Source organism: Pseudarthrobacter albicanus (genome assembly GCF_018224015.1).
Lineage (GTDB): Bacteria > Actinomycetota > Actinomycetes > Actinomycetales > Micrococcaceae > Arthrobacter > Arthrobacter albicanus.
In genome coordinates, this window is the sequence record NZ_JAGPOT010000087.1 from 1 (window position 1) to 18,733 (window position 18,733).

17 protein-coding genes and 1 pseudogene are annotated in these 18,733 nt (G+C 66.4%); 7 read left to right on the forward strand and 11 right to left on the reverse strand.

The features are described from left to right. Positions 1-63: 63 nt before the first annotated feature. The 7 genes from J9611_RS16955 to fadE16 form a co-directional block, all read right to left on the reverse strand. Positions 64-1,011 (reverse strand): hypothetical protein, encoded by a 948-nt coding sequence (locus J9611_RS16955; protein ID WP_211881831.1) that lies wholly within the window; start codon positions 1,009-1,011, stop codon positions 64-66. Positions 1,012-1,114: 103 nt separating this feature from the next. Beyond that, on the reverse strand, positions 1,115-1,687 hold the full coding sequence (locus J9611_RS16960; protein WP_211881833.1) for a recombinase family protein: 573 nt from the start codon (positions 1,685-1,687) through the stop codon (positions 1,115-1,117). 388 nt (positions 1,688-2,075) lie between these two features. Further along, a complete protein-coding gene (locus J9611_RS16965; protein ID WP_211881835.1) occupies positions 2,076-2,459 on the reverse strand; it encodes an Rv1678 family membrane protein in 384 nt (127 codons plus the stop codon). Further along, complete coding sequence (locus J9611_RS16970) at positions 2,456-3,013, reverse strand: TQO small subunit DoxD (RefSeq protein WP_211881837.1); 558 nt, start codon at positions 3,011-3,013, stop codon at positions 2,456-2,458. Before J9611_RS16970 ends, J9611_RS16965 begins: the two co-directional genes overlap by 4 nt. Positions 3,014-3,254: 241 nt before the next feature. After that, positions 3,255-4,256 carry an Rv1681 family radical SAM protein gene (locus J9611_RS16975; protein WP_211881839.1) on the reverse strand — a complete coding sequence of 334 codons (1,002 nt, stop codon included), beginning with the start codon at positions 4,254-4,256 and terminating at the stop codon, positions 3,255-3,257. Beyond that, on the reverse strand, positions 4,247-5,059 hold the full coding sequence (locus J9611_RS16980) for an Rv1680 family SBP-like protein (RefSeq protein ID WP_211881841.1): 813 nt from the start codon (positions 5,057-5,059) through the stop codon (positions 4,247-4,249). The genes J9611_RS16975 and J9611_RS16980 overlap by 10 nt, the downstream gene beginning before the upstream one ends. 11 nt (positions 5,060-5,070) lie before the next feature. Beyond that, positions 5,071-6,192 (reverse strand): Rv1679 family acyl-CoA dehydrogenase, encoded by a 1,122-nt coding sequence (gene fadE16 / locus J9611_RS16985; RefSeq protein ID WP_211881843.1) that lies wholly within the window; start codon positions 6,190-6,192, stop codon positions 5,071-5,073. 776 nt (positions 6,193-6,968) lie between these two features. Here fadE16 and J9611_RS22380 point away from each other — a divergent pair. Further along, positions 6,969-7,094, forward strand: a complete 126-nt coding sequence (locus tag J9611_RS22380; RefSeq protein WP_281414586.1) for a hypothetical protein — start codon at positions 6,969-6,971, stop codon at positions 7,092-7,094. On the opposite strand, the gene J9611_RS16990 is transcribed toward J9611_RS22380, so the two are convergent. Further along, positions 7,076-7,489, reverse strand: a complete 414-nt coding sequence (locus J9611_RS16990) for an oxidoreductase dimerization domain-containing protein (protein WP_211881875.1) — start codon at positions 7,487-7,489, stop codon at positions 7,076-7,078. The two genes, J9611_RS22380 and J9611_RS16990, sit on opposite strands and share 19 nt — an antisense overlap. Positions 7,490-7,496: 7 nt before the next feature. Then, positions 7,497-8,422: pseudogene (locus tag J9611_RS22800) on the reverse strand (FAD-dependent oxidoreductase). Here J9611_RS22800 and J9611_RS22805 point away from each other — a divergent pair. The 6 genes from J9611_RS22805 to J9611_RS17035 all read left to right on the forward strand — a co-directional run bounded on the left by J9611_RS22805 (position 8,305) and on the right by J9611_RS17035 (position 15,705). After that, entirely contained in the window at positions 8,305-9,264 is a 960-nt protein-coding gene (locus J9611_RS22805; protein WP_372447810.1) for a class I SAM-dependent methyltransferase, read from the forward strand. The pseudogene J9611_RS22800 and the gene J9611_RS22805 sit on opposite strands and share 118 nt — an antisense overlap. A 153-nt stretch (positions 9,265-9,417) precedes the next feature. Next, positions 9,418-10,656, forward strand: a complete 1,239-nt coding sequence (locus tag J9611_RS22035; RefSeq protein WP_246527959.1) for a Crp/Fnr family transcriptional regulator — start codon at positions 9,418-9,420, stop codon at positions 10,654-10,656. Beyond that, positions 10,653-10,952, forward strand: a complete 300-nt coding sequence (locus J9611_RS17020) for a DUF427 domain-containing protein (protein ID WP_211881853.1) — start codon at positions 10,653-10,655, stop codon at positions 10,950-10,952. Before J9611_RS22035 ends, J9611_RS17020 begins: the two co-directional genes overlap by 4 nt. Before the next feature lie 76 nt (positions 10,953-11,028). Next, positions 11,029-11,577 (forward strand): carboxymuconolactone decarboxylase family protein, encoded by a 549-nt coding sequence (locus J9611_RS17025; protein WP_211881856.1) that lies wholly within the window; start codon positions 11,029-11,031, stop codon positions 11,575-11,577. Positions 11,578-11,680: 103 nt separating this feature from the next. After that, positions 11,681-12,169: a glycine betaine ABC transporter substrate-binding protein gene (locus J9611_RS17030; RefSeq protein ID WP_211881857.1), complete on the forward strand. Its 489-nt coding sequence runs from the start codon at positions 11,681-11,683 to the stop codon at positions 12,167-12,169. 899 nt (positions 12,170-13,068) lie between these two features. After that, positions 13,069-15,705 (forward strand): rhomboid family intramembrane serine protease, encoded by a 2,637-nt coding sequence (locus tag J9611_RS17035; protein ID WP_211881858.1) that lies wholly within the window; start codon positions 13,069-13,071, stop codon positions 15,703-15,705. Positions 15,706-15,878: 173 nt separating this feature from the next. On the opposite strand, the gene J9611_RS17040 is transcribed toward J9611_RS17035, so the two are convergent. Further along, positions 15,879-17,213, reverse strand: coding sequence for an alpha/beta hydrolase (locus J9611_RS17040; RefSeq protein WP_211881859.1), 1,335 nt, complete (start codon positions 17,211-17,213; stop codon positions 15,879-15,881). Positions 17,214-17,833: 620 nt separating this feature from the next. Continuing rightward, a complete protein-coding gene (locus tag J9611_RS17045) occupies positions 17,834-18,562 on the reverse strand; it encodes a phosphatase PAP2 family protein (RefSeq protein WP_211881860.1) in 729 nt (242 codons plus the stop codon). Positions 18,563-18,733 lie beyond the last annotated feature (171 nt).

Genomic DNA, 18,733 nt, shown 5'->3' on the forward strand with positions numbered 1-18,733 from the left:
CACCGACAACCGCCAGATGGTCAGCGGTCAAAATGTCACACCCAAATGCCACCATAAGAACCATCAGGCAGCCGGTAAGCCCTGACCCACTGGAAACCACGCCTCATGAAAGATCGAGGCTAAAGGCCTGGAAGGATTCTCTGCATCCCGGAGACCCAATAGCTCGAGAAATCTGTCATGCCATTTTTCTGCCAACGTCTCCATGACTTCGACCGCCCTAACGTCGGTAATACGGACTATCCGGTTTAGGTAGTCACGCTCGACCGTTGCCTTGAGACGAGTGTACGGGTGCTTTGACAAGGTGCCCAGAGATCGATGCAAATCATCCCAAATGTGGCCCTCTTCGAACTTACCGTCTATTTTTTGCCCGGATGGGAGCAGCAGGACAAGACGTTGCGGTTCGCGATGCAGTGACACAAGCTTTCCAGTTAGGGTCAGCGTGTCTTCACTAATATGGTCGAAGTTTTCCCAAAAAGACTCTCGAATCTCAGCAGTGAAAAGTGTCTCATTCCAGACACCCTGGGCGTCTGGAACCAGAAATGCGGCACTTTCTCCCGGTTGAAATGACTTGCCGACCTGCCGCAACTTCGGTATGCACTCTGGTGGGAAGTCTTCGGGAATCACGGTATTAGCTACGATTTCCTGAAAGGTCCGCTCCATGAGATCCCGGCTCGCCTCATATGGGTCGTTAAGGAGAGTCGCTGACCCGCCGTCTCTCACGATGACAGGGATGCTACTTCCTTGGGCGAAGCGCTCAATTCTTAAGACTGGGGCAGACGGATAGTTGCCCTCCCTGATTCGCTTAGCGCCCTTGGTGCGACGCCACATGATCGGAGCCAAAGCCATAATCAAATCGTTTATTTGCGCGAGCTCGGCCATGGAGGCTAGGGGCGGGGCGGCTTGACCCTCGAAGCGGCCGCCTTTGAAACGGAGATGAACGAAGCTGGACTGCATTAGAGCGTGGGCACCATCCGTCGAGGTGGTCTCGTGGCTGGCTCCGTCGCTGGTCATGTTGTGATGTTAGCGAACCTTTGCTATTTCTATTGAACTGAGCCACTTCGTGTCTAGGTAGTAACGCCAGGAGGTCGCGATTGTGCCTCAATCTGCGTTGGGCCTAGGGAGTCCTTTGCACAATGCGGTACACCGTGCTCCGGGCGACCTTGAAGAGCTCGGCGATCTCGGTGGTGGTGTGGTGTCCTCCCTTATATAGGGAGTCGAGGTGGGCTTCCTGGCTCTTGGAAAGTTTGGGTTGTTTGCCGCGGAGCCGGCCCTTGGCTTTGGCGACCTGCATGCCTTCGCGGGTGCGGGCGCGGATGAGGTCGGATTCGAATTCGGCGCCCATGGCCAGGACGTTGAAAAGCAGCCGGCCGACGGGGTCGGTGGGGTCGTGGACGGATCCGCCGATGCTGAGCTTCACGTTCCGTTTGGTGAGGTCTTCGATGATGTCCCGGGCATCGGGGAGGGAGCGGGCGAGCCGGTCCAGTTTGGTGACGACCAGGGTGTCGCCGGCCCGGACGGCTGCAAGGGCTTCGCGCAGGCCCGGCCGTTCCCTGTTCCGGCCGGTCAGGCCGTGGTCGACATAGATCAGGTCTTCGGGCACGCCGAGGGCGGCGAGGCCGTTCCGCTGCGCGGTCAGGTCCTGTTCATTGGTCGATACCCGGGCGTAGCCGATGATGTGGGCGGTCATGGCTGCAACTGTAGCGGTTGGGCCACCTAAGCGGGACAGTTTTGCGGGAGGGGTTAACGCGAATCTGGGAGTCCAGTGTCTATATGGGATTTTTCGCGAAGGGGGAGGGGGTGGAAGGTGTCGCGGTGGGGGGACCGGCTCATGGGACGTCGTGCGGTCAGGTGAACGCCGTCGTTGGCGGCCGATCAGAATCCGTTCGGCGGCGGACTCGGCGGACTGCCGATGCGTTTCGACGAACGGCAATGTTGCAGCCTTGGAACCATCGTCGGAGTTCAGCTTCGCCGGAGTCGCGCGCCTTTGCGCGGGTTTGATGTCTTCACGTGAAAGAGACACTCCTTGGCGATGACTGACACTGTCAGAAGCATTTCGCCGGTTTTCGACTGATTATTCAGGAGACGGGTTTCCCACCGGCAAGCAGGGTTCCGATGTAGGCCATGCCGAGTCCGGTCAGCAGCGCCGCAGTCCCTACGCTGCCGGTGATCAGACCGGGCCCGTGTCCGTAGGTGACAAGGCGGATCAGGCCCAGGACGATCATCACGGCCCCGACACCGTACAGCAGGACGCGCAGCCGGAGCACGGTGCCGGCGAAGGCGATGAGGGCAAGAACGAGAAGAACCACCGCTTGTACCGGATTGACCGGCACCAGCTTGAGCGGGTCATAGTCGATGAGCGCGAATACGGCGCTTGCCGCGGTGACGGCACTGAGCGCAAGTGCCCGTCGCCGGGTTCCCTGATCCAGTCCGGCCCGGGAGGTGCCGCGGGGACCGGTCATGATGCCCTCAGCGCCCACGTGGCCAGGCGGTTCGACGAGGTCCGCCAGCGCGGACGGAGCAGGCCGTCGAGTCCCGCGGCCCGGCCGGCGGCCGTGGCGATCAGCACGGCGTGCACGGCGAGCATGAGGTAGTAGGACCAGTGCCACTCGTTGGGTGCGTTGAGGACGGACATGGTGATCGCCAGTGTCTGAAGGATGCCGAGCGCGGCCCAGAACCGGGTGAGCAGGCCGGCGAGCAGGAACGCGCCGAGGCTGAACTCGACCAGCAGAGTCGCATAGCCGAACAGCGTGAAGTTCGGTAGCACGACGTACTGGACCAGCCAGGAGAACGGCGGGACGACGGGGTGCTCGACGGCGTAGCTGGTGAACTGGAAGAGACCCGTATGGTCGTTGCGGCCGAAGTCGGGCGGGATCTTCCAGCTGACGTTCTGGATCCACAGCAGGGCCACGGCAATTCGCAGGCCAGCGATGACGGCACGGGCGGCCCTCCCGGCATCGAGTCCCTCGTCGGCTGCCGTACCGCCCGTCGTCGTGGGTTCAGCCAGATCAGACACGGCAGGATGCCTTCGCCTGTTCTCCCGGAAGGGTGTTGGTGCAGCGGGCGGGCTCGGCCGGCCATCCCGCTCGTCCGCCGTGTGTACGGGCGACCGGTGCCTCGACGTGGGGGGTCATGGCTTCATGGTAGACCCGGTCGGGTCCTTTGGGGACCCGGTGGATCTTACGGACGGCAGACATCCGGTGCCTGCGCACCGGAAGCTGGTCTGTCCGAGGACCAATCCGGATTTTGGAGCCTGGCTACGCGCAGGGGAAGAGTCTGGCGGCGGCGCCGGCGGCAGCCCATTGCTCGGCGAAGAGCCGGTAGACCTCACTAAGCGCCGGCCCCAGGGGCTCGATCTGCGTGCTGACCAGGGCCCGCTCGTCCGTCGCGGCCACCGGGTGCCAGTACACCCCGTCGGCGGTGACGGTGACTTCAGGGACCAACGATTCGCGGCTGAACTGGACCCCGGTGTCGGCGGCGCCCTGTTGCGCGACCGGGCGGATGACCTGGTCTGCCCGGGCGATGCCCAGCCCGTCGAGGAAATCGTGCAGGGCGGCCAGATCGGCCGCGTGGGGCGAGGCGATCGTCGCAGCGACCCGGACCCGGAACCCCTCCCCGAGTGCGACGCCGATGCCGGCCACCGCCCGGGCCCAGCTGCCGGCACCCCGGTGCCCGTCGTGAACGTCGGGGGTCGCGGAGTCCAGGCTGATCTGCAGGGCGAACCCCTCGCGCGGCATCGCCTGCAAAGCGCGAAGCCCGGGCCCACGAAACAGCATGCCGTTGGTCAGCAGCGTGGTGGGCAGCAGCCGGACACAGTCGGCCACGATCCGCGCGATCTCGGGCAGCAGGAACGGTTCACCGCCGGTGAGATATACCTCGTGGACGCCCCAGTCGGCGCCGGCCCGGACCAGGCGGCCGATCCGTTCGACGCCGAGCTCCCGGCGCTCGGCCCTGGGTGAGGATGCGGCACAGCAGTAGTCACAGGCCAGGTTGCAGTGGAAGTTCGTGTAGAGCCAGAGCCTTGCCCCGGGCAGACGGTCAGGTCCCAGCGTCGCCGCCGGGTCCGGCAGGCGGCCGCGGCGTACCAGGACGGCGCCAAGGCCTGCATCGGCGGGTGAGGTGGTGATGAGGGTATTGCCCGTTCGTTCGCACCACCGTCGGACCAGGTCCAACTCGGATGCTGAGCTGATGGTTACCGCACCGGTGGCACCCTCGGCCAGGGCCCCGGCCATGCGCATCAGGTCCAGGATCACCACCACTTGGTCACCCCCTGTTCCTCGACGGCGGCGAACAGCCCGGCGTAGCCGTCCAGTTCGGGCCGGACCCAGCGGTGCAGCCCCTCGAGCTCCAGGATCCGGCGGTGCGCGGGCCGTCCCCAGTCCATGGCCAGCAGTGTGCTCACCCACGGCTCGTGGCGTTCGGCGGGCAGGGTGTCCAGGGCGGTGAACATGCAATGGCAGTAGGGCTCGGTCTGCCAGACCGCCTCCAGCGCTTCGGGCATCAGCTCCCCGCCGCCGATGCCGTCCCAGGTGGTGATCCCGATGGCCGCGACGTCCGCCTCGCCGGCGAGTACCGCGTCGATGGCATCCAACTCACTGCGCCCGGTATCACCGTGCTTGCCGATATCACTGTCAAACCGCGTCACCTCCAGCCGGGTGACGTCCACGCCGGCCCGTGCCAGATAGTACAGCGGCAGAATGGCGGCCTGGGCCGAGTCCGCCGAGCCCAGGGCCAGCCGCCGACCGGCGATGGAGTCCGGGCCGGACAGCCCGCTTCCGGTCCGGGCGACAAACACCGTCGCGAACCGGGTGTCGGTGTCGCGCATCGCCAGTGCCCGGGCACGGCCGCCGGTCTGCAGGACGGTGCGCACATAGGCCAGGTTGGTGTTCCAGGCAATGTCGACCTGTCCGGCCCGAAGCGCCTCGACCTGACGTCCATAGTTGGAGAACAGCACGAAGTCCATCGGAGCCGGCGACTCCGCGAAGTACTCACGGATGCCCTCCCAGATGGGCACCACATTCGGGGTGTAGGCCACGGCCCCGATCAGCAGCTGCTCGGACATCTTCACGCCCCTTAGAACAAAGGCAGGCCGGTGATGGCTCTGCCATAGAAGTCGTAGAGCGCGTCCGCCGTCGGCGCCATCACCGAACCCGCCCGCGCGTCACGGAAGGCCCGCTCGACGGGCAGCTGCCTGGAGAACGCCGCACCCCCGCAGACGCGCATGGCCGCGTCGGTGATCTTAAGCGCCGCATCATTGGCCGAAGCCTTCACCCCGAGCACGTGCAGCATCGTGTCTTCCCCCGGGGCTGCCACGCTGCCCGCGGCATGGGCCAGGTAGGCACGCTGCGCTGCCAGGCTGATGGCCATCCGGGCTATCTGGGCCCGGATGGTCGGCAACGCGGACAGCGCCTGACCCAGGTGTTCGAGCCGTGTCGCGCCAACGTGCTCGACAGTGGCTCGGGTAGCTGCGGCCGCCAGTCCGAGCGAGACCGCCGCGTTGCCGAGGTTGAACCACGGGAGCACCGTCTGCATCATCAGCGCGAAACCCGCCGCGGGCTCACCGAGCCGGTATCCTACGGGGATCCCGACGTCGACAGTCATCGGTGCGGAGTCGTTGCCGCGCAGCCCCAGCCCGCGCCAGGGACCTGCAGCGTTCAAACCCGCGGCGCCTCCCGGAACGGCATACAGGTCCACCTCACCCGGCACCCCCGAGGGCGCACCGGTCGAGACCACATAGACATCGGCGTGAGCGGCCGACGTCACCCAACTCTTGTCCGCGCTCAACCGGACCGTATCCCCCTCGGAGGTCGCCATGGAGACAGGCGCCCAGAAATGCGACCGGGATCCCCGCTCACTGAAGGCCAACGTGCCCAACGTTGCCCCGCTCGCCATCCCGGCCAGCAGGTCGGGCAGATCCGGAGGCGGCGCGGCCGCAATCGTGACCGCGGCGGCGGCATGCATCAGATAGATCATCGCCGTTGAACCACACGCCTCCGCCAGCGCGCAGACCACCTCCGTGAACACCACCGGCCCGGCGCCGGCACCGCCGGCCTCGACGGGCAGCACCAGCCCCAGCAGTCCGGAAGCCCGTAACTCCGCGACCGCCTCAACGGGGAACACCCCGTCGGTGTCCACCCTCTCGGCGTGCTCCCGCGCGACCCTGACGACATCCTCCAATGCCTGGCTGGTTGACATTTGGCGCATCATTTTCCGTCCGTCGGGCCCACGCGGGCAGGGCATGTGCCAGCCAAGATCTGCTGATCATGGTCACGGCCAGCACCCCTTGAGTATCCACGCCGCCCGGGCCGCTGACCAGAGGCGAGACCTTACGGTTCCCGAACGCCCGGGCGCGGCCGCACCCGGGCGGCGCCATCGACGAAACCAGCCGGCATGGACTATTCATCACGGAACCGACCCAGCGGCGCGACGGTGATCGGGGCCGAACGGGGTGTGAATATCTGCCCCGTGGCTCCCGCGCGGACGGGTCCGCGCGCTTCATTGGACCAGCCCTAACCCTGCCGCTTCCCCGGGTAACCATGCCACGGCGGAACGGTGGGGACGAAAAACCGGTCGCTTCCGGATACGCCGCTTTAATCCAGATGGTCAGCTTCCCGCTGGCCTCGAACCCGGCCAGTCCTGGACCGACCGGAGGTCGCTTTGGATACACCCCCGCATTCATGGGGATCCCGGTCGTCTCAGCCTCTTCACGCCGCTGCCGTGTCGGCGCCGATACAACCACCAGGAGAGCTGATTGCGTCAACTGAACTGGACAATCCTGTCAGCCACCGCGGCCGCGGTCGTGGGTCACCATCAGGATGGGGGGCTTTGGACACCAGCGAAGGGACCGTCTGCCGGGGCAGGAAGCGGAAGAGCAGGGGCTCATTCGGTGGCAACCTCGCCCGGACTCTTCCAGGCCATCAGACCCTACTGTCCCACAAAATATGGGCGGCCTGACCGAAGGTGCCGAGACCGTGGCAGTGCACAGTCTGTGGCTGATCTTCCCGGGTGCCGCGTGGGAAATCGCGTCCGTTTGGGCGCTGCTGGTTGCGGTCAGCGGCGCCCATCGGATTCTCGCCGGCTACCGGTACCTGCGGTGAGGTGCTGGCCTGTCCAGCCAGCGGCGCCGCACCCGGATCAGCACCGCCATGGCCCGGCGGACCACCGGGGAGGCCAGACGCTCCCTGACGTCAGCGACGGCGGCATTCCAGACCCCGTCCGAATAGGTAGGGTAGGGGTGTGTCGTCCCGGCAACATCGGACGTTGTTATCCCCTTGTGCACTGCCGGGGTCAGTTCAGCCAGGGATTCCCCGGCCCGCGGGCCGACGATGGTGCCGCCCAGGATTTTCCCCCGCCGGTCTACGATGAGCCGGGTGAAGCCGCCCGTGGTGTCCTCGGTCACGGCCCGGTCGACATGGGTGTGCCGGACAGTCCGGGCACGGTGCTTCAGACTGTTGTCGGCGGTAGTAGCCCGGCGGCGGCCACCTCCGGGGATGTGAACGTCACCCGGGGCACGGTGCCGCTGACCTGGCGTGGAGCCCGAGTACCGCGTTCGAGGCCGCTACGGATGCGTGCACGCCGGCCAGGTGGGTGAACTGGGGGTTCGCGGTCACATCTCCCGCGGCCCAGGTGAGCGGGTTGGAGGTCATCATCCGCGTATCTGTGAGGACATGGCCGAGCCCGTCCATCCTCACCGTGACCCGTTCCTGGCCAAGGCCGGCGGTCCGGGGCGAGCGTCCGGTGGCCATCAGGACCGTGTCCGCATCAACGGTGGCGCCGTCGCCCAGCCGGAGCCGGGATCCGGCGTCCGTGGTGACGGCGTTCTCTATGGTGGTGTTCTCCAGGATGCGGACACCGTCGGTTTCCAGGCTCGCCCGGACCAGGTCGGCGGTGTCAGGGTCTTCTTGGGGAGGATCCGGGAGCGGACGATCATGGTCACTTGCGATCCCAGGCGGGCGAAGGCCTGACCGAGTTCGCAGGCGATCGGGCCGCCGCCGACAATGGCCAGGCGGACCGGAAGGGAGCCGGGTTCCCAGATCGTGTCCGAGGTCACCACAGAGGCGGCATCCAGTCCCGGGATGCCGGTGGCGACCGGTGTCCGGCCGGTTGCGATCAGGGCCTGCCGGAAGCGGATCGTCCTGCCGTCGACCTCGGCGACGCCGGGTGCGCGGAACGTCAGGGTGCCCTTGAGGACTTCAACTCCGGCGTCTTTGAGCGCCGCGGGCGAATCGACAGGTTCGATGGTGTTGATCGCGGCGAAGATGCGTTGGCGGACCGCAGCGAATTCCGGTGGTTGGCCCGTGAGTGCGCGTGCTGTCGTTGCGTGTTCGGCGGCCGACAAGAGGGTCTTGGACGGGACGCACCCGGTCCACAGGCAGTCACCGCCGGTGCGGGCCCGTTCGACCAGAAGGGTTCGCGCTCCGAACACGGCTGCCGTCTTGGCGCCACGATTCCGGCCGTCCCCCCACCCACTACCAGGAGGTCAACGATCCGGTTCTCGGCTGCCATTATGGACTCCCCTTGAGTGATGTTGAATGCCGGACATTGTGTCCGCCGCCGTGTGGTCTTCCGCGACCGTGCCGCTGCGGCGGAACGAACCAGACGGAGGCCCCAATCCGCGATAAATACACGCTGTTTGCCCCGTTTTATGATCTGTTGTCGGGCGAATACCCTGTCTATCATGCCGGACGGGTTCTCGGCATCGACGCTCTGGCCCCCACAAGGGGCCAGCAGGTGCTGGATATCGGATGCGGAACGGGGCTGAATTTTTCCATGTTGCAGGAGCGCATCGGTGCATCCGGGACCATCGTCGGGATCGACCGCAGCGCCGAAATGCTCCAACAGGCGCGGCGCCGCGCCGGGGCGCGCGGCTGGGAGAACGTGATCCTGATCCAGGCGGACATGGTGCTTCTGGATCCCGGGGCAATCGCTACCCGCATCGAAGAGAGCGGGGGAGCGGCGGTTTCGGATGCTGCCCTGGCGACATACTCTCTGTCCCTGATGGGGGACTGGGAACGGGCGTGGGCGAACATGACCGGATTGCTGGCGGAAGGCGGCCGGGTCGGGGTGGTGGATATGCAGGACCCGGTGGGTTGGGCGCGGTGGCTGACGCCGCTGGCGCGGCTGGCCTGCGCGCTGGGAGGATCCGACATCTCCGCCGCCCCGTGGCGGGCAGTGGAGGAACTGTGCGTCGACGTCGTGCGCGCCTCGGCCCGGGGCGGACACCTCCAGATCCGGGCCGGGACAACCATGCCGTCCCGGACGATCTGAGCTGTCGCCTCCGTTCAACTCCGGGCGACGATAACGGGCTCCCTGCGCAGCTGCGATTGTTTTTCGCTGTGTAGCGCAGATTACTGAACGGCATCATGGGCCGGCCCTACCTTGAAGACGTCAGCAAAAAATCTTCCAGGGAAGGTCCCCGTCATGGCTTCTGCATCAACTCTTTCACGTACCACGTCCGGCACGGGCGTGGGACGTCGCGTCGTCGCCGGGGCCGCCGGCGGCATCGCTGGCGGTATCGTGTTCGGGATGCTCATGGCGATGATGGGCATGCTGCCCGTTATCGCGTCCATGGTCGGCTCCAGCTCGGCCGTGGTCGGATTCGGCGTCCACCTGATGATTTCGGTGCTTATCGGCCTGGGCCTGACGGTGCTGTTCGGTAACCGGTTCCTGACCGGATATGGCCGCGGCGCCCTCGTCGGACTGGGTTACGGGGCCATCTGGTGGGTCCTTGGCCCGCTGATGATCATGCCGGCCATGTTGGGCATGCCCCTTTTTCGCCCTGAACCTCGCCGCGGCGTTGAGCCTGATGGGCCACATGATCTATGGGGTTATTCTGGGACTGGTGGCGGTCCGCGTCCTCAAGAGCCGGGCATGACCGATACCTGCCGGGTCGATGTGGCGGCCACCGTCTCCGGAGACCTGCGACCGTGGGCACCGCGGCAACGAGAGGCCGACCCGCTGATGGCAGGACCCGCTGAACCGTTCAGTTGTTTGAATGAAGTTGATCTGTTCGCTGACCTGAGCGCGCAGGAGATCGAGGCGATGGACCTCATGGCCCCGGCACGGCTGTTCCGCCGCGGGGAGCTGCTGTTCAGCCAAAGCCAGCCCGTCAAGGCTCTGTTCATCCTCAAGTCCGGCCGGGTGCGTATTTTCCGGGTCGCCGAGGACGGCAAGGCCCTGACGATGGCCATCCTGGAACCGGGCGCGGTGTTCGGGGAAATGATGCTCGTGGGCCAGCGGATGTATGACAACTACGCCGAAGCAATTGAAGACTCAGCTATCTGCCAGCTCAGCGTGGACGAGGTGGAACGGTTCCTGCTTTCGGATCCCCGCATCGCCATCCGCATCTCCCGGCTCCTGGGCGAACAGGTCGCCCGCCTCGAAGAACGCCTCACCGACCTGGCGCTGCGGCCGTTGGCCGCCCAAGTGGCGTCCACCCTGCTTAAACTCGGCGACGCAGTGGGGCCGCCGCGCTTCGGCCAGGCCCGGACCATCCACCTGACCCACGAACAGCTCGCGGGCCTCCTCGGCTCCTCACGGGAGGCCACCAGCAAGATCATGGCTGAGCTCACGGCCAGGAAGGCCATCCGCCAGGGGCGCGGGCGCATCATCATCCAGGACCCCGACATGCTCTACAAGATGGCCCGGAGCACCTCATGATCACAGCCACTTTCCACGGCCAGGTGATCGCCTGCTCAGAGCACACGGTGTATCTGGAAGGCAACCACTACTTCCCCGCTGATTCCCTGGTCCCGGACACGTTGGAGGGCAGCTGGGTCCGGACCCTGTGCTTCTGGAAGGGTATTGCCCGCTACCACCACGTCCGCACCGGGGACCGCCGGGCACCGAATGCCGCCTGGTCCTATCCGCGGCCGACACCGCTGGCCCGGATGATCAAAGGCCACGTTGCCTTCGCCCCCGGGAGCGGTGTGATCGTCAGCGACGAACGTCTCTGACCGGCCACATCCGCGGCCCTGCCTTCGCGTGCCCCACAGTTTTGTCCTGTAAATCCAAAGCTAAGAGAGTATCCGCATGCCACGCATTCCCGCCCACACCGTTGCCACAGCACCCGAAGCGTCCAAAGGTATCGCCCGGAAACTGGAGCAGAAAATGGGCAAACTTCTCAACATCCACGCCGGAATGGCCCACTCCCCGGCCGTGATCGCCTCCTACGAGGGGACGTCCGCCGCCATCGCGGCGCACGGAAGCTTTGACGCCCGCACCCGCGAAGCGATCGCCCTGGCCGTCGGGAACCAGAACGGCTGTGACTACTGCCAGGCGGCCCACACCCTCTCGGCACGCCGGGCGGGGCTCGACGACGAGCAGATCCTCGCGATCCGCGCCGGGGAAGTGGACTTCGACGACAAACTCGAAGCGATCTCCGGCGTCGCCCGTGAAGCCGCGGCCAGGACCGGGAACGTTTCCGACGCGACCTGGCAGGCGGCCCTTGACGGCGGATGGAGCGCCGAGGAGCTGTCCGAGGCGTTCGCCCACATCGCGGCGAACCTGTTCACCAACTACTTCAACCACTACGCCGGAACCGAGCTGGACCTGCCCGCCGTCCCGGAACTGACCGCCTGACACGCCGCGAGTCGGCGGGAGCAGGCGTCTGCTCCCGTCTGCTCCACGCTCCCGGCGCCTTCCATCCGGTCCGCCGATTAGCCTCCACACCAGCAGGAGAACCATGAAGATCCCAGCCCTCCTCCGGAGCGTCGAGCTCCTCACGCGTCCGGTCCATCCGGAGAGCAGGGCCGCGATGGATCGGCGCTGGGCCGAGCTGCCCGAGCACGTGAAGACCCCGGCGCAGCTGCTGGGACGAAGTGCCCGCGGTTGCGACAAGGTCTGCGATCAGATCGCGCTCGGCATGCCGCCGGAAGCGAAAGAACGACCGCAGGGTCTTCCCGGGCTCAACGCCAAGTACGGGTGTGTCCCCAAAGAGTTCGTTCCGTTCAGCGACGGCGGCGGTCCCCTCACCCTCAGGGCGCTTCTGGACGACAGGAACCAGGCCGCCGATGTGTTCAGTACCTCCCCGCTGATTGTCCAGAACAAGCTCCTCGCCCTTGAGGATCCGCTGAACAACTTCGCCGCGCAGCAGGTACTGCCGCTGGCCCTCAAGGACCGCCGCGCCCACCCAGGCCCAGAGCCACGGCCGGGCCGATGTGATGGACCATGAAGTCCGAGGTGGTTTCGCCCATCCCGGTCGTGAACACCTTGGCCACCCAGAACCAGGCCGTGATTTCCGGGACCTTGGCCCCGGGCCGGCGTTCGGAAGCCCCTCCCCGGGCCGGCACCCCTGCCTCCAGAACGGCAGACGCGGCGCCGATTCGTGAAATGTCCTGCTGTCGGGAATCTGTCATCCCGTGATTGTGCCCCATGGTCCCTACCGTTACCTGAACATGACACTGCCTCATCCGCCCCGGCCCGGAAAGAACACCATTCCCTCCACGGCCTGCGCTGCCACGGCGTCTGTCCTGGGGGCCCGGGCGGCCGTTGCAACTGCGGAACGCAATATCAGTGCAGTCCACCGATGGAGGTCCGGCTGAAGTGCCGTCCTGGGAGCGTCGGGTTCGTTCCCGGTGCCGTGCGGCAAGGAACACAAGAGCCGCGACGGTCGACGGCCATTGGGAGCGCCTTCGCCAAGTTTTCTTGTGTCACGGTTGGAGGTCAACCCTCCCGTCGATCACCCAGTGGATGCTCAGGGTGCTCCCAGTCAGGCATCGGAGAATGAAGGAATGTATTTGGTGGAACCCGGGCCTACGAACAATCATCCCCGCATATTGGCAGCTGGTTCCGGCGGCTGCTCCTTGCCGGCGTTCGAGAGGCGCGTCCGCTGCTGAACCCAGTATCTCGGAGTGCGCTACCGCGGCGACGTCACCGGATGCGTCCTCAATAGCAGCAGCCGTACTTGACCCGGGTGATGGAGTGGAACATTTTCCGTGCACTCCAGCCTCTCCACTATGAATAAGATGCACGGCGTCGACACCAGGGCTTAGGCCGTGAGCCTGTGGACCACAAACCTTGGGACATGTCCAAGGGTGCCCGTTGACGCCGACCCCCCCGAAAGGAATCCCCGTGCCAGTGCTGCCGCCGGATCACGCAAGCGCGGCATCTTCCGGTGCCAGGCTCTTATGGCAGGAAAAGCTGCGCGGCGCGCCGGTTACGGTCGGTTTTGTCCTGGTTTTCTGGGCTGCGGGGGCGCTGTCCGCCAGCCTGTTCTCCGGCCCGGGCCCGTCCCTGCGGCCCCACGTGGCAGCGACCGCGCACTCCTTACCGGGCAACTGGTGGGCTGTGCTGACGTGTGCGCTCTGGGCACAGAGCCTGGGAGGGTACCTCCTGGGCACGTCGCTGGTCCTGGCCGTCGGCATTCCCCTGGAACGCCGGATGGGAAGCCTGAAGTTCGCCGCAGCTGCCCTGGCTTCACATGTTCTGGGCATCGGCGCTGCCCTGGGATTCCTGGCCGCGGCGCGGCAGACGATGGGGAGGCTGACCCAGGAAATGAGCGGGCATCTGTTCCTGGGTCCCAGCGCACTCATCACCGGGGCGTTAATGGCGGGGACCGCCCTGATGCCGACCCTGTGGCGGCGCCGGGTCCGCCTGGTCGTGTTCGCCTTACTGATACTCCTGGCTCTCTACAGCGGGGGGTTCGCCCACCTTGTCAGGCTCGGTGCCGCAGTCACCGGCGCCCTGCTGGGACCGGTCCTGCTGGGCCGCCTTCCCCGGTTCGGGCGCCCCGTGAGCTCCAGGCATGAAGGCCGGGTCCTGGTCGCGCTCCTGGTGGCGGTCTCGGCCGTCGGCCCGGTCGTGGCCGGCCTTGTCCCGCATGCCGCCGGACCCTTATCGGTCCTGCGTTTCCTGTTTACCAACATCCAGCCGGTTGACCCGCAGACCCTCCAGAGCCTGTGCTCCGACCCGGGGCAGGCCAGGGACTGTGCCGCCGCGCAACTGCAGCTGCGCGCCGGGGCCGGCGGCATCTTCATGGGGATCCTTCCATCGTTTCTGCTGCTGCTGCTTGCCGACGGTCTTCGCCGCGGACGCCGCTTCGCCTGGGCCGGCGCAGTGCTGATCCAGCTGGCTCTCTCGCTGCTGGCCGGCATCACCATTGCCGGGGTTCTCCTGCGGGCAGCACCGGACACCTCGGCCGTCGAGGGGATCGGCGCCATCGAAGCGTCGGGGTACGCACACCCGTTCAGCCTGATGGTGCCGTTGCTGCTGCCCGTCGCCCTGAGCATTCTCCTGCTGATAACGCGGCGGCTCTTCCTGGTGGCGGCCCCGTCGGGGACATACACCCGGCTAGCGTCGCAGGTTCTTGCCGTCGGAGCGGCCCTCGGGGCGTTCTACCTGCTCGCGGGACTGGCCCTCGCCGGCGGCTTCACGCCCGTTCCCGGACCCGCCGAACTCCTGGCCGATATTCCGGACAGGTTCCTGCCACTCGGATACATGCTGGACGTGTCCCCGGCCTTCTTCCCCCAAAGCACCGCGGCGGTTCTGCTGTACGAAGGCATCGGCGTAACCTTCTGGGCCGCCACCGCCCTTCTGGTCCTGAACACCTTCCTCCGCCCTGCCCGAATCCAGCACAACGCCGGCGCCGCACGCGCCCGGGAAATACTGAGAACACGGCAAGGGAGCTCGTTGTCGTGGATGACGACGTGGCCCGGGAACAGCTACTGGTTCTCCCCCACGGGCGAGAGCTTCGTCGCCTACCGTGTCATAGGCGGGATCGCCCTCACGATGGGCGTCCCGGTCGGCCCCTGGCCGGACAGCGAAGACGCCTTCGCGGAGTTCACCCGGTTCTGCACCGGCGAAGGATGGACACCGTGCTTCTACTCGGTCCCCCAGGACCTGCGGGACCACGCCGCGTCACTGGGCTGGCGGTCAGTTCAGGTGGCACAGGAGACGGTCCTGCCGCTGGACTCGATGTCCTTCAGGGGAAAGAAATTCCAGGACATCCGCACGGCCATGAACAACGCCGCGAAGGCCGGCATCCGCGCGGAGTGGATGACGTACGCCACCGCACCCTTCTCAGTCCTGGCCCAGATCCAGGAACTCTCCGAAGAATGGGTGGCGGACAAGAAGATGCCCGAAATGGGATTCACCCTCGGCAGCCTGGACGAACTCAACGACCCCGATGTCCGCCTGCTGCTCGCCATCGACGGCCAACACAGGGTGCACGCTGTCCTCTCCTGGCTGCCCGTCTACCGCAACGGGAAAATCGAGGGCTGGACCCTGGATTACATGCGGCGCCGCAGCACCGGGTTCCGTGCCGGCATCGAATTCCTCATCGCCTCCGCGGCGCTCAGCTTCAAGGACGAAGGATGCCAATTCGTCAGCCTCTCCGGCGCGCCCCTGGCCCGGGTGAACGCGGATTCACCGCACCTGCCCGCGCCCTCAGACCCGCAGACCGCCGGCGGCCTGGACCGGCTGCTCGACTGGCTGGGTGCAACCCTGGAACCGGTGTACGGGTTCAGGTCCCTGCTGGCGTTCAAGGCGAAATTCCAGCCCCGCTACGAACCTCTCTACATGCTCTATCCTGACGCGGCGTCGCTGCCCGCCATCGGAAACGCCGTCACCCGGGCCTACCTCCCCACCATCAAGTTCGGGGAAAGCCTTGCACTGGCCCGCCGGATGTTTCACCGCCCCAAACGACCCCGGGCCGCAGGCCGCCGCAATCCGGCACAGGTCCTCAATACCAAGCACGTGGACGGGGCCTAACGGATGAGTATCCGGGCGCAGCGCCTCCGGGCAATTTTCACGAACGCCGCCGGACCGTGGCCGGGGCCCACGCGACGCGCGGCGCGGCGTCACCGGCGGGTGCGGTCCGGTGACTGCCGGGTCCTGAACCGCCCAAGGAACGTCGGTGCGGCGGCTGTTGCGGGGGACACTGCTCAGGGCCGGGCGAGTCCGAACCTTTGGTACAGCAACGGGAGCCCGGATTTGAGGCCGAAGTCCACGGCGTCCCCGCGATGCCCGACCCCGCCGCCGACGAACCGGCGGGTGGTCATACCGGCCACCTTCGCGTCCGCCTCGGCCGTGGCGCCCTGAGGTCCGTACTTCGAGTCCAGGGCGCCGCTGGTGAAGATGGCGAGATCGTCGGAGTATTTGTGTGCTTTGAGGATGGTGGCAGGTTTCTCCGCTGTGAACGCGGCGTTGTTCCCTCCGAAAACGGTCTTCACCGTGTTGTCCACGGTGCCGACCAGCGGGTCCAGTTCCCCCGAGATGTCCAGCAGCGAGCCGAAGAGCTCCGGCCTCTTGGCCGCGAAGGAGAGGGCGCATTCGCCGCCGTTGGAGTACCCGGCTATGGCCCACTGGGTCCGGCCGGCGGCCACGTTGAGGTTCCTGCGGACGTAATTGACGACGTCGGTGGTGACGTAGGTGTAGACCTTGCCTTTGGCGGAATCAACGCAGACCGGATTCCGGTAGGGATCGCCCAATTGGTCGATGGTGAGCACGATCGGCGCCAGACCGTTGTTTCGCTGCGCCAGGGCATCCAGCTGCTGAACGGCGGATTTGCTCTGTTCGGGCCCTCCCGGCTGGCCCATCATCATGACGATGATCGGCAAGGCCGGCGGATTGTCCACCAGGGCCGCGGGCGGCAGATACAAGTAGGCGTCGCGGGCGTGGAAACCAGACGCGTCCGCCGGTATCGTGACTGTGCCGCTCCGTCCGGCAGCCGGGATCCCGGCCGGGGGCTTCCAGCTTTGCCACAACGCGGCCCCACCCTGCGTCTGCTGCGCCGGGTTGAGTTTGGGCAGGGCCAGATGTTGTGTCTGGTTCATGCCCAGCATGGCTCCCAACGTCGGGTTCAGGCCGTACCCGGCGTTGATCCCCAGCGCCGCCGTCACAATGAACACCAGACAGGCGACGACGGCGGCCGCTTTGCGCCACCAGCGTGAGCGCCACAGGTTCACGACGGCGAGACCGACGCCGGCGAACGCAGCGATGACCCAGGTGCGGGTGTCCGCGTCCAGTGGCAGGCCGAAGACGTTCAGCACGACTTCGCAGATGAACAGGGCAGCGGCGCCGGTCAGGGCGCCGCCGGCCACGCCCGCGGTGGCGGTGATGATCCACGAACGGCGTCCTGGCCCCGCAGCCCCGCGGCGCATCGGACGCGGCAACAGCACCGGGCGTACGAGCAGGTAGAGCGCTGCCAGAGCGGAGACGGCATAGATGGCGTAGAGCAGTGACTTGTCGACGATATTGAGGTTGAAAAGCTGTTCCACCCCGCCTCCTCCTGTTTGGCCTGGCCCGTGCTGGCAGTCCCGCTAGGAACAGATCCACGGCGGCCGCCGGCAGCGGCCCCACGGGACTTTATAGCACGCCAGACATCACGGACGCTGGGAATCGGGCATCCACAGCCGGCTGCAATCTTCAGCCGCTATGATCAGCCGCGGTGACCGGACGGGCAGTCCGGGACAGGTTCAGCGGTCTCACCGCCCCGGCACTCCGGAAGATGCAATTCCGGCGGGACGGCGGCCGCGCTGCCCGGTCTGCAACTCGAAAATCAACGCCAATGTGGTCGGCAGGTGCCATGGAAAAATTCATTCTGGCTCTCAACATCGTAGACGGGCCCCTGATCGTCGCGTCATACGTGCTCAGCGGGGTCCTGGGCGCCACTCTTCTGGTGCGACGCGCCCGTAGGCCGGTGGCCATCACGGTACTCTCGGGCGCAGCCGGCGCCGTGGTCGGGGCCGTCACCTGGTCCGCCAGGAGGGAGTCACCGGCTGGGTCGGTTACACCTCCCCCACGACGGATGACCTGCCAGGCATCGAAGCGTCGCTGGGGCTGCACCGCCTGCCGTGGAGGACGCCGTCCACGAGCACCAGCGGCCCAAGCTCGACCGCTACCCCACGCGGCGGGACCGTGTAGTGCCCGTCAACTTCATGATGGGAGCGACTCCGCGTAAGCGGGGCTCGATGAGGTTGTTCCATAACGGCAGCCACAGCAGGATGCCGGCCGTGCTGATCAGCAGCGAGCCGATGACGTCGCTGGGATAGTGCACGCCCAGATACAGGCGGGAGAGGCCGACGGCGACAGCCAGCAGTGCGCCGCCTATGGCGGTGATCGTGCGTTGTGTGCGGGTGCGTGCGAGCACCAGGACGACGGCCCAGGCCACGGACGCGGCAAACGCGGTGTGGCCGCTGGGAAAGCTGTTGTTGCCGGTCTCCATTACCAGCGCTTGCGTCGCGGAGGCGGGGGGCCTGAGCCGGGCGACGCTGAGCTTGCCTATTTCCGAGGACAGCCAGCCGGCGCTGGCGAGGGATCCGAATGCCAGTGCGGTGAGCGGTTTCCGGAGTCCGAACGCCAGGACCAGGCAGGTCAGCAGCAGGATGATGATGTTCCCGCCAGGGGAGAACAGGGTGTTCAAGGCCAGCGCCGGGCCTGTCTGTGCGGTGGTCCGGCCAGGGATCAGGCTTTCGTCCCAGGCGAGGTCCGGTCCGGGGGAGCCGTAGAGTTTTGCCAGGATTCCGATGGTGAGCGCGCTGGCGAAGAGGAGTGCCGACGCGGGCAGCAGCCACCACGAACGCCCCGGCAGGTGCAGGGGTGGGACGGCGTGGGCGGGCGGCTTCATTTTCTTCTTTTCCTTTGGGGTCGGCGCCCGCGGCGCGGACAGTAGCCCCTGGTACTGCATGGAGGAGCGTATGCAGTTAGCAGTTTCCCACCGGTTCTTGGGAGGATGCTGGGAATCACCTGTTGCGTGCCGACTTCAGGGAACATATCGGCGTAGACGTGGCGGGCGTAG

Excerpts from the sequence above, each read along its gene's own strand:
- J9611_RS16955 (WP_211881831.1), bottom strand. The coding sequence starts at position 1,011 with ATGACCAGCGACGGAGCCAGCCACGAGACCACCTCGACGGATGGTGCC.
- J9611_RS16960 (WP_211881833.1), bottom strand. The coding sequence starts at position 1,687 with ATGACCGCCCACATCATCGGCTACGCCCGGGTATCGACCAATGAACAG.
- J9611_RS16965 (WP_211881835.1), bottom strand. The coding sequence starts at position 2,459 with ATGACCGGTCCCCGCGGCACCTCCCGGGCCGGACTGGATCAGGGAACC.
- J9611_RS16980 (WP_211881841.1), bottom strand. The coding sequence starts at position 5,059 with ATGTCCGAGCAGCTGCTGATCGGGGCCGTGGCCTACACCCCGAATGTG.
- fadE16 (WP_211881843.1), bottom strand. The coding sequence starts at position 6,192 with ATGTCAACCAGCCAGGCATTGGAGGATGTCGTCAGGGTCGCGCGGGAG.
- J9611_RS22035 (WP_246527959.1), top strand. The coding sequence starts at position 9,418 with ATGGCTTCTGCATCAACTCTTTCACGTACCACGTCCGGCACGGGCGTG.
- J9611_RS17020 (WP_211881853.1), top strand. The coding sequence starts at position 10,653 with ATGATCACAGCCACTTTCCACGGCCAGGTGATCGCCTGCTCAGAGCAC.
- J9611_RS17025 (WP_211881856.1), top strand. The coding sequence starts at position 11,029 with ATGCCACGCATTCCCGCCCACACCGTTGCCACAGCACCCGAAGCGTCC.
- J9611_RS17030 (WP_211881857.1), top strand. The coding sequence starts at position 11,681 with ATGAAGATCCCAGCCCTCCTCCGGAGCGTCGAGCTCCTCACGCGTCCG.
- J9611_RS17045 (WP_211881860.1), bottom strand. The coding sequence starts at position 18,562 with ATGAAGCCGCCCGCCCACGCCGTCCCACCCCTGCACCTGCCGGGGCGT.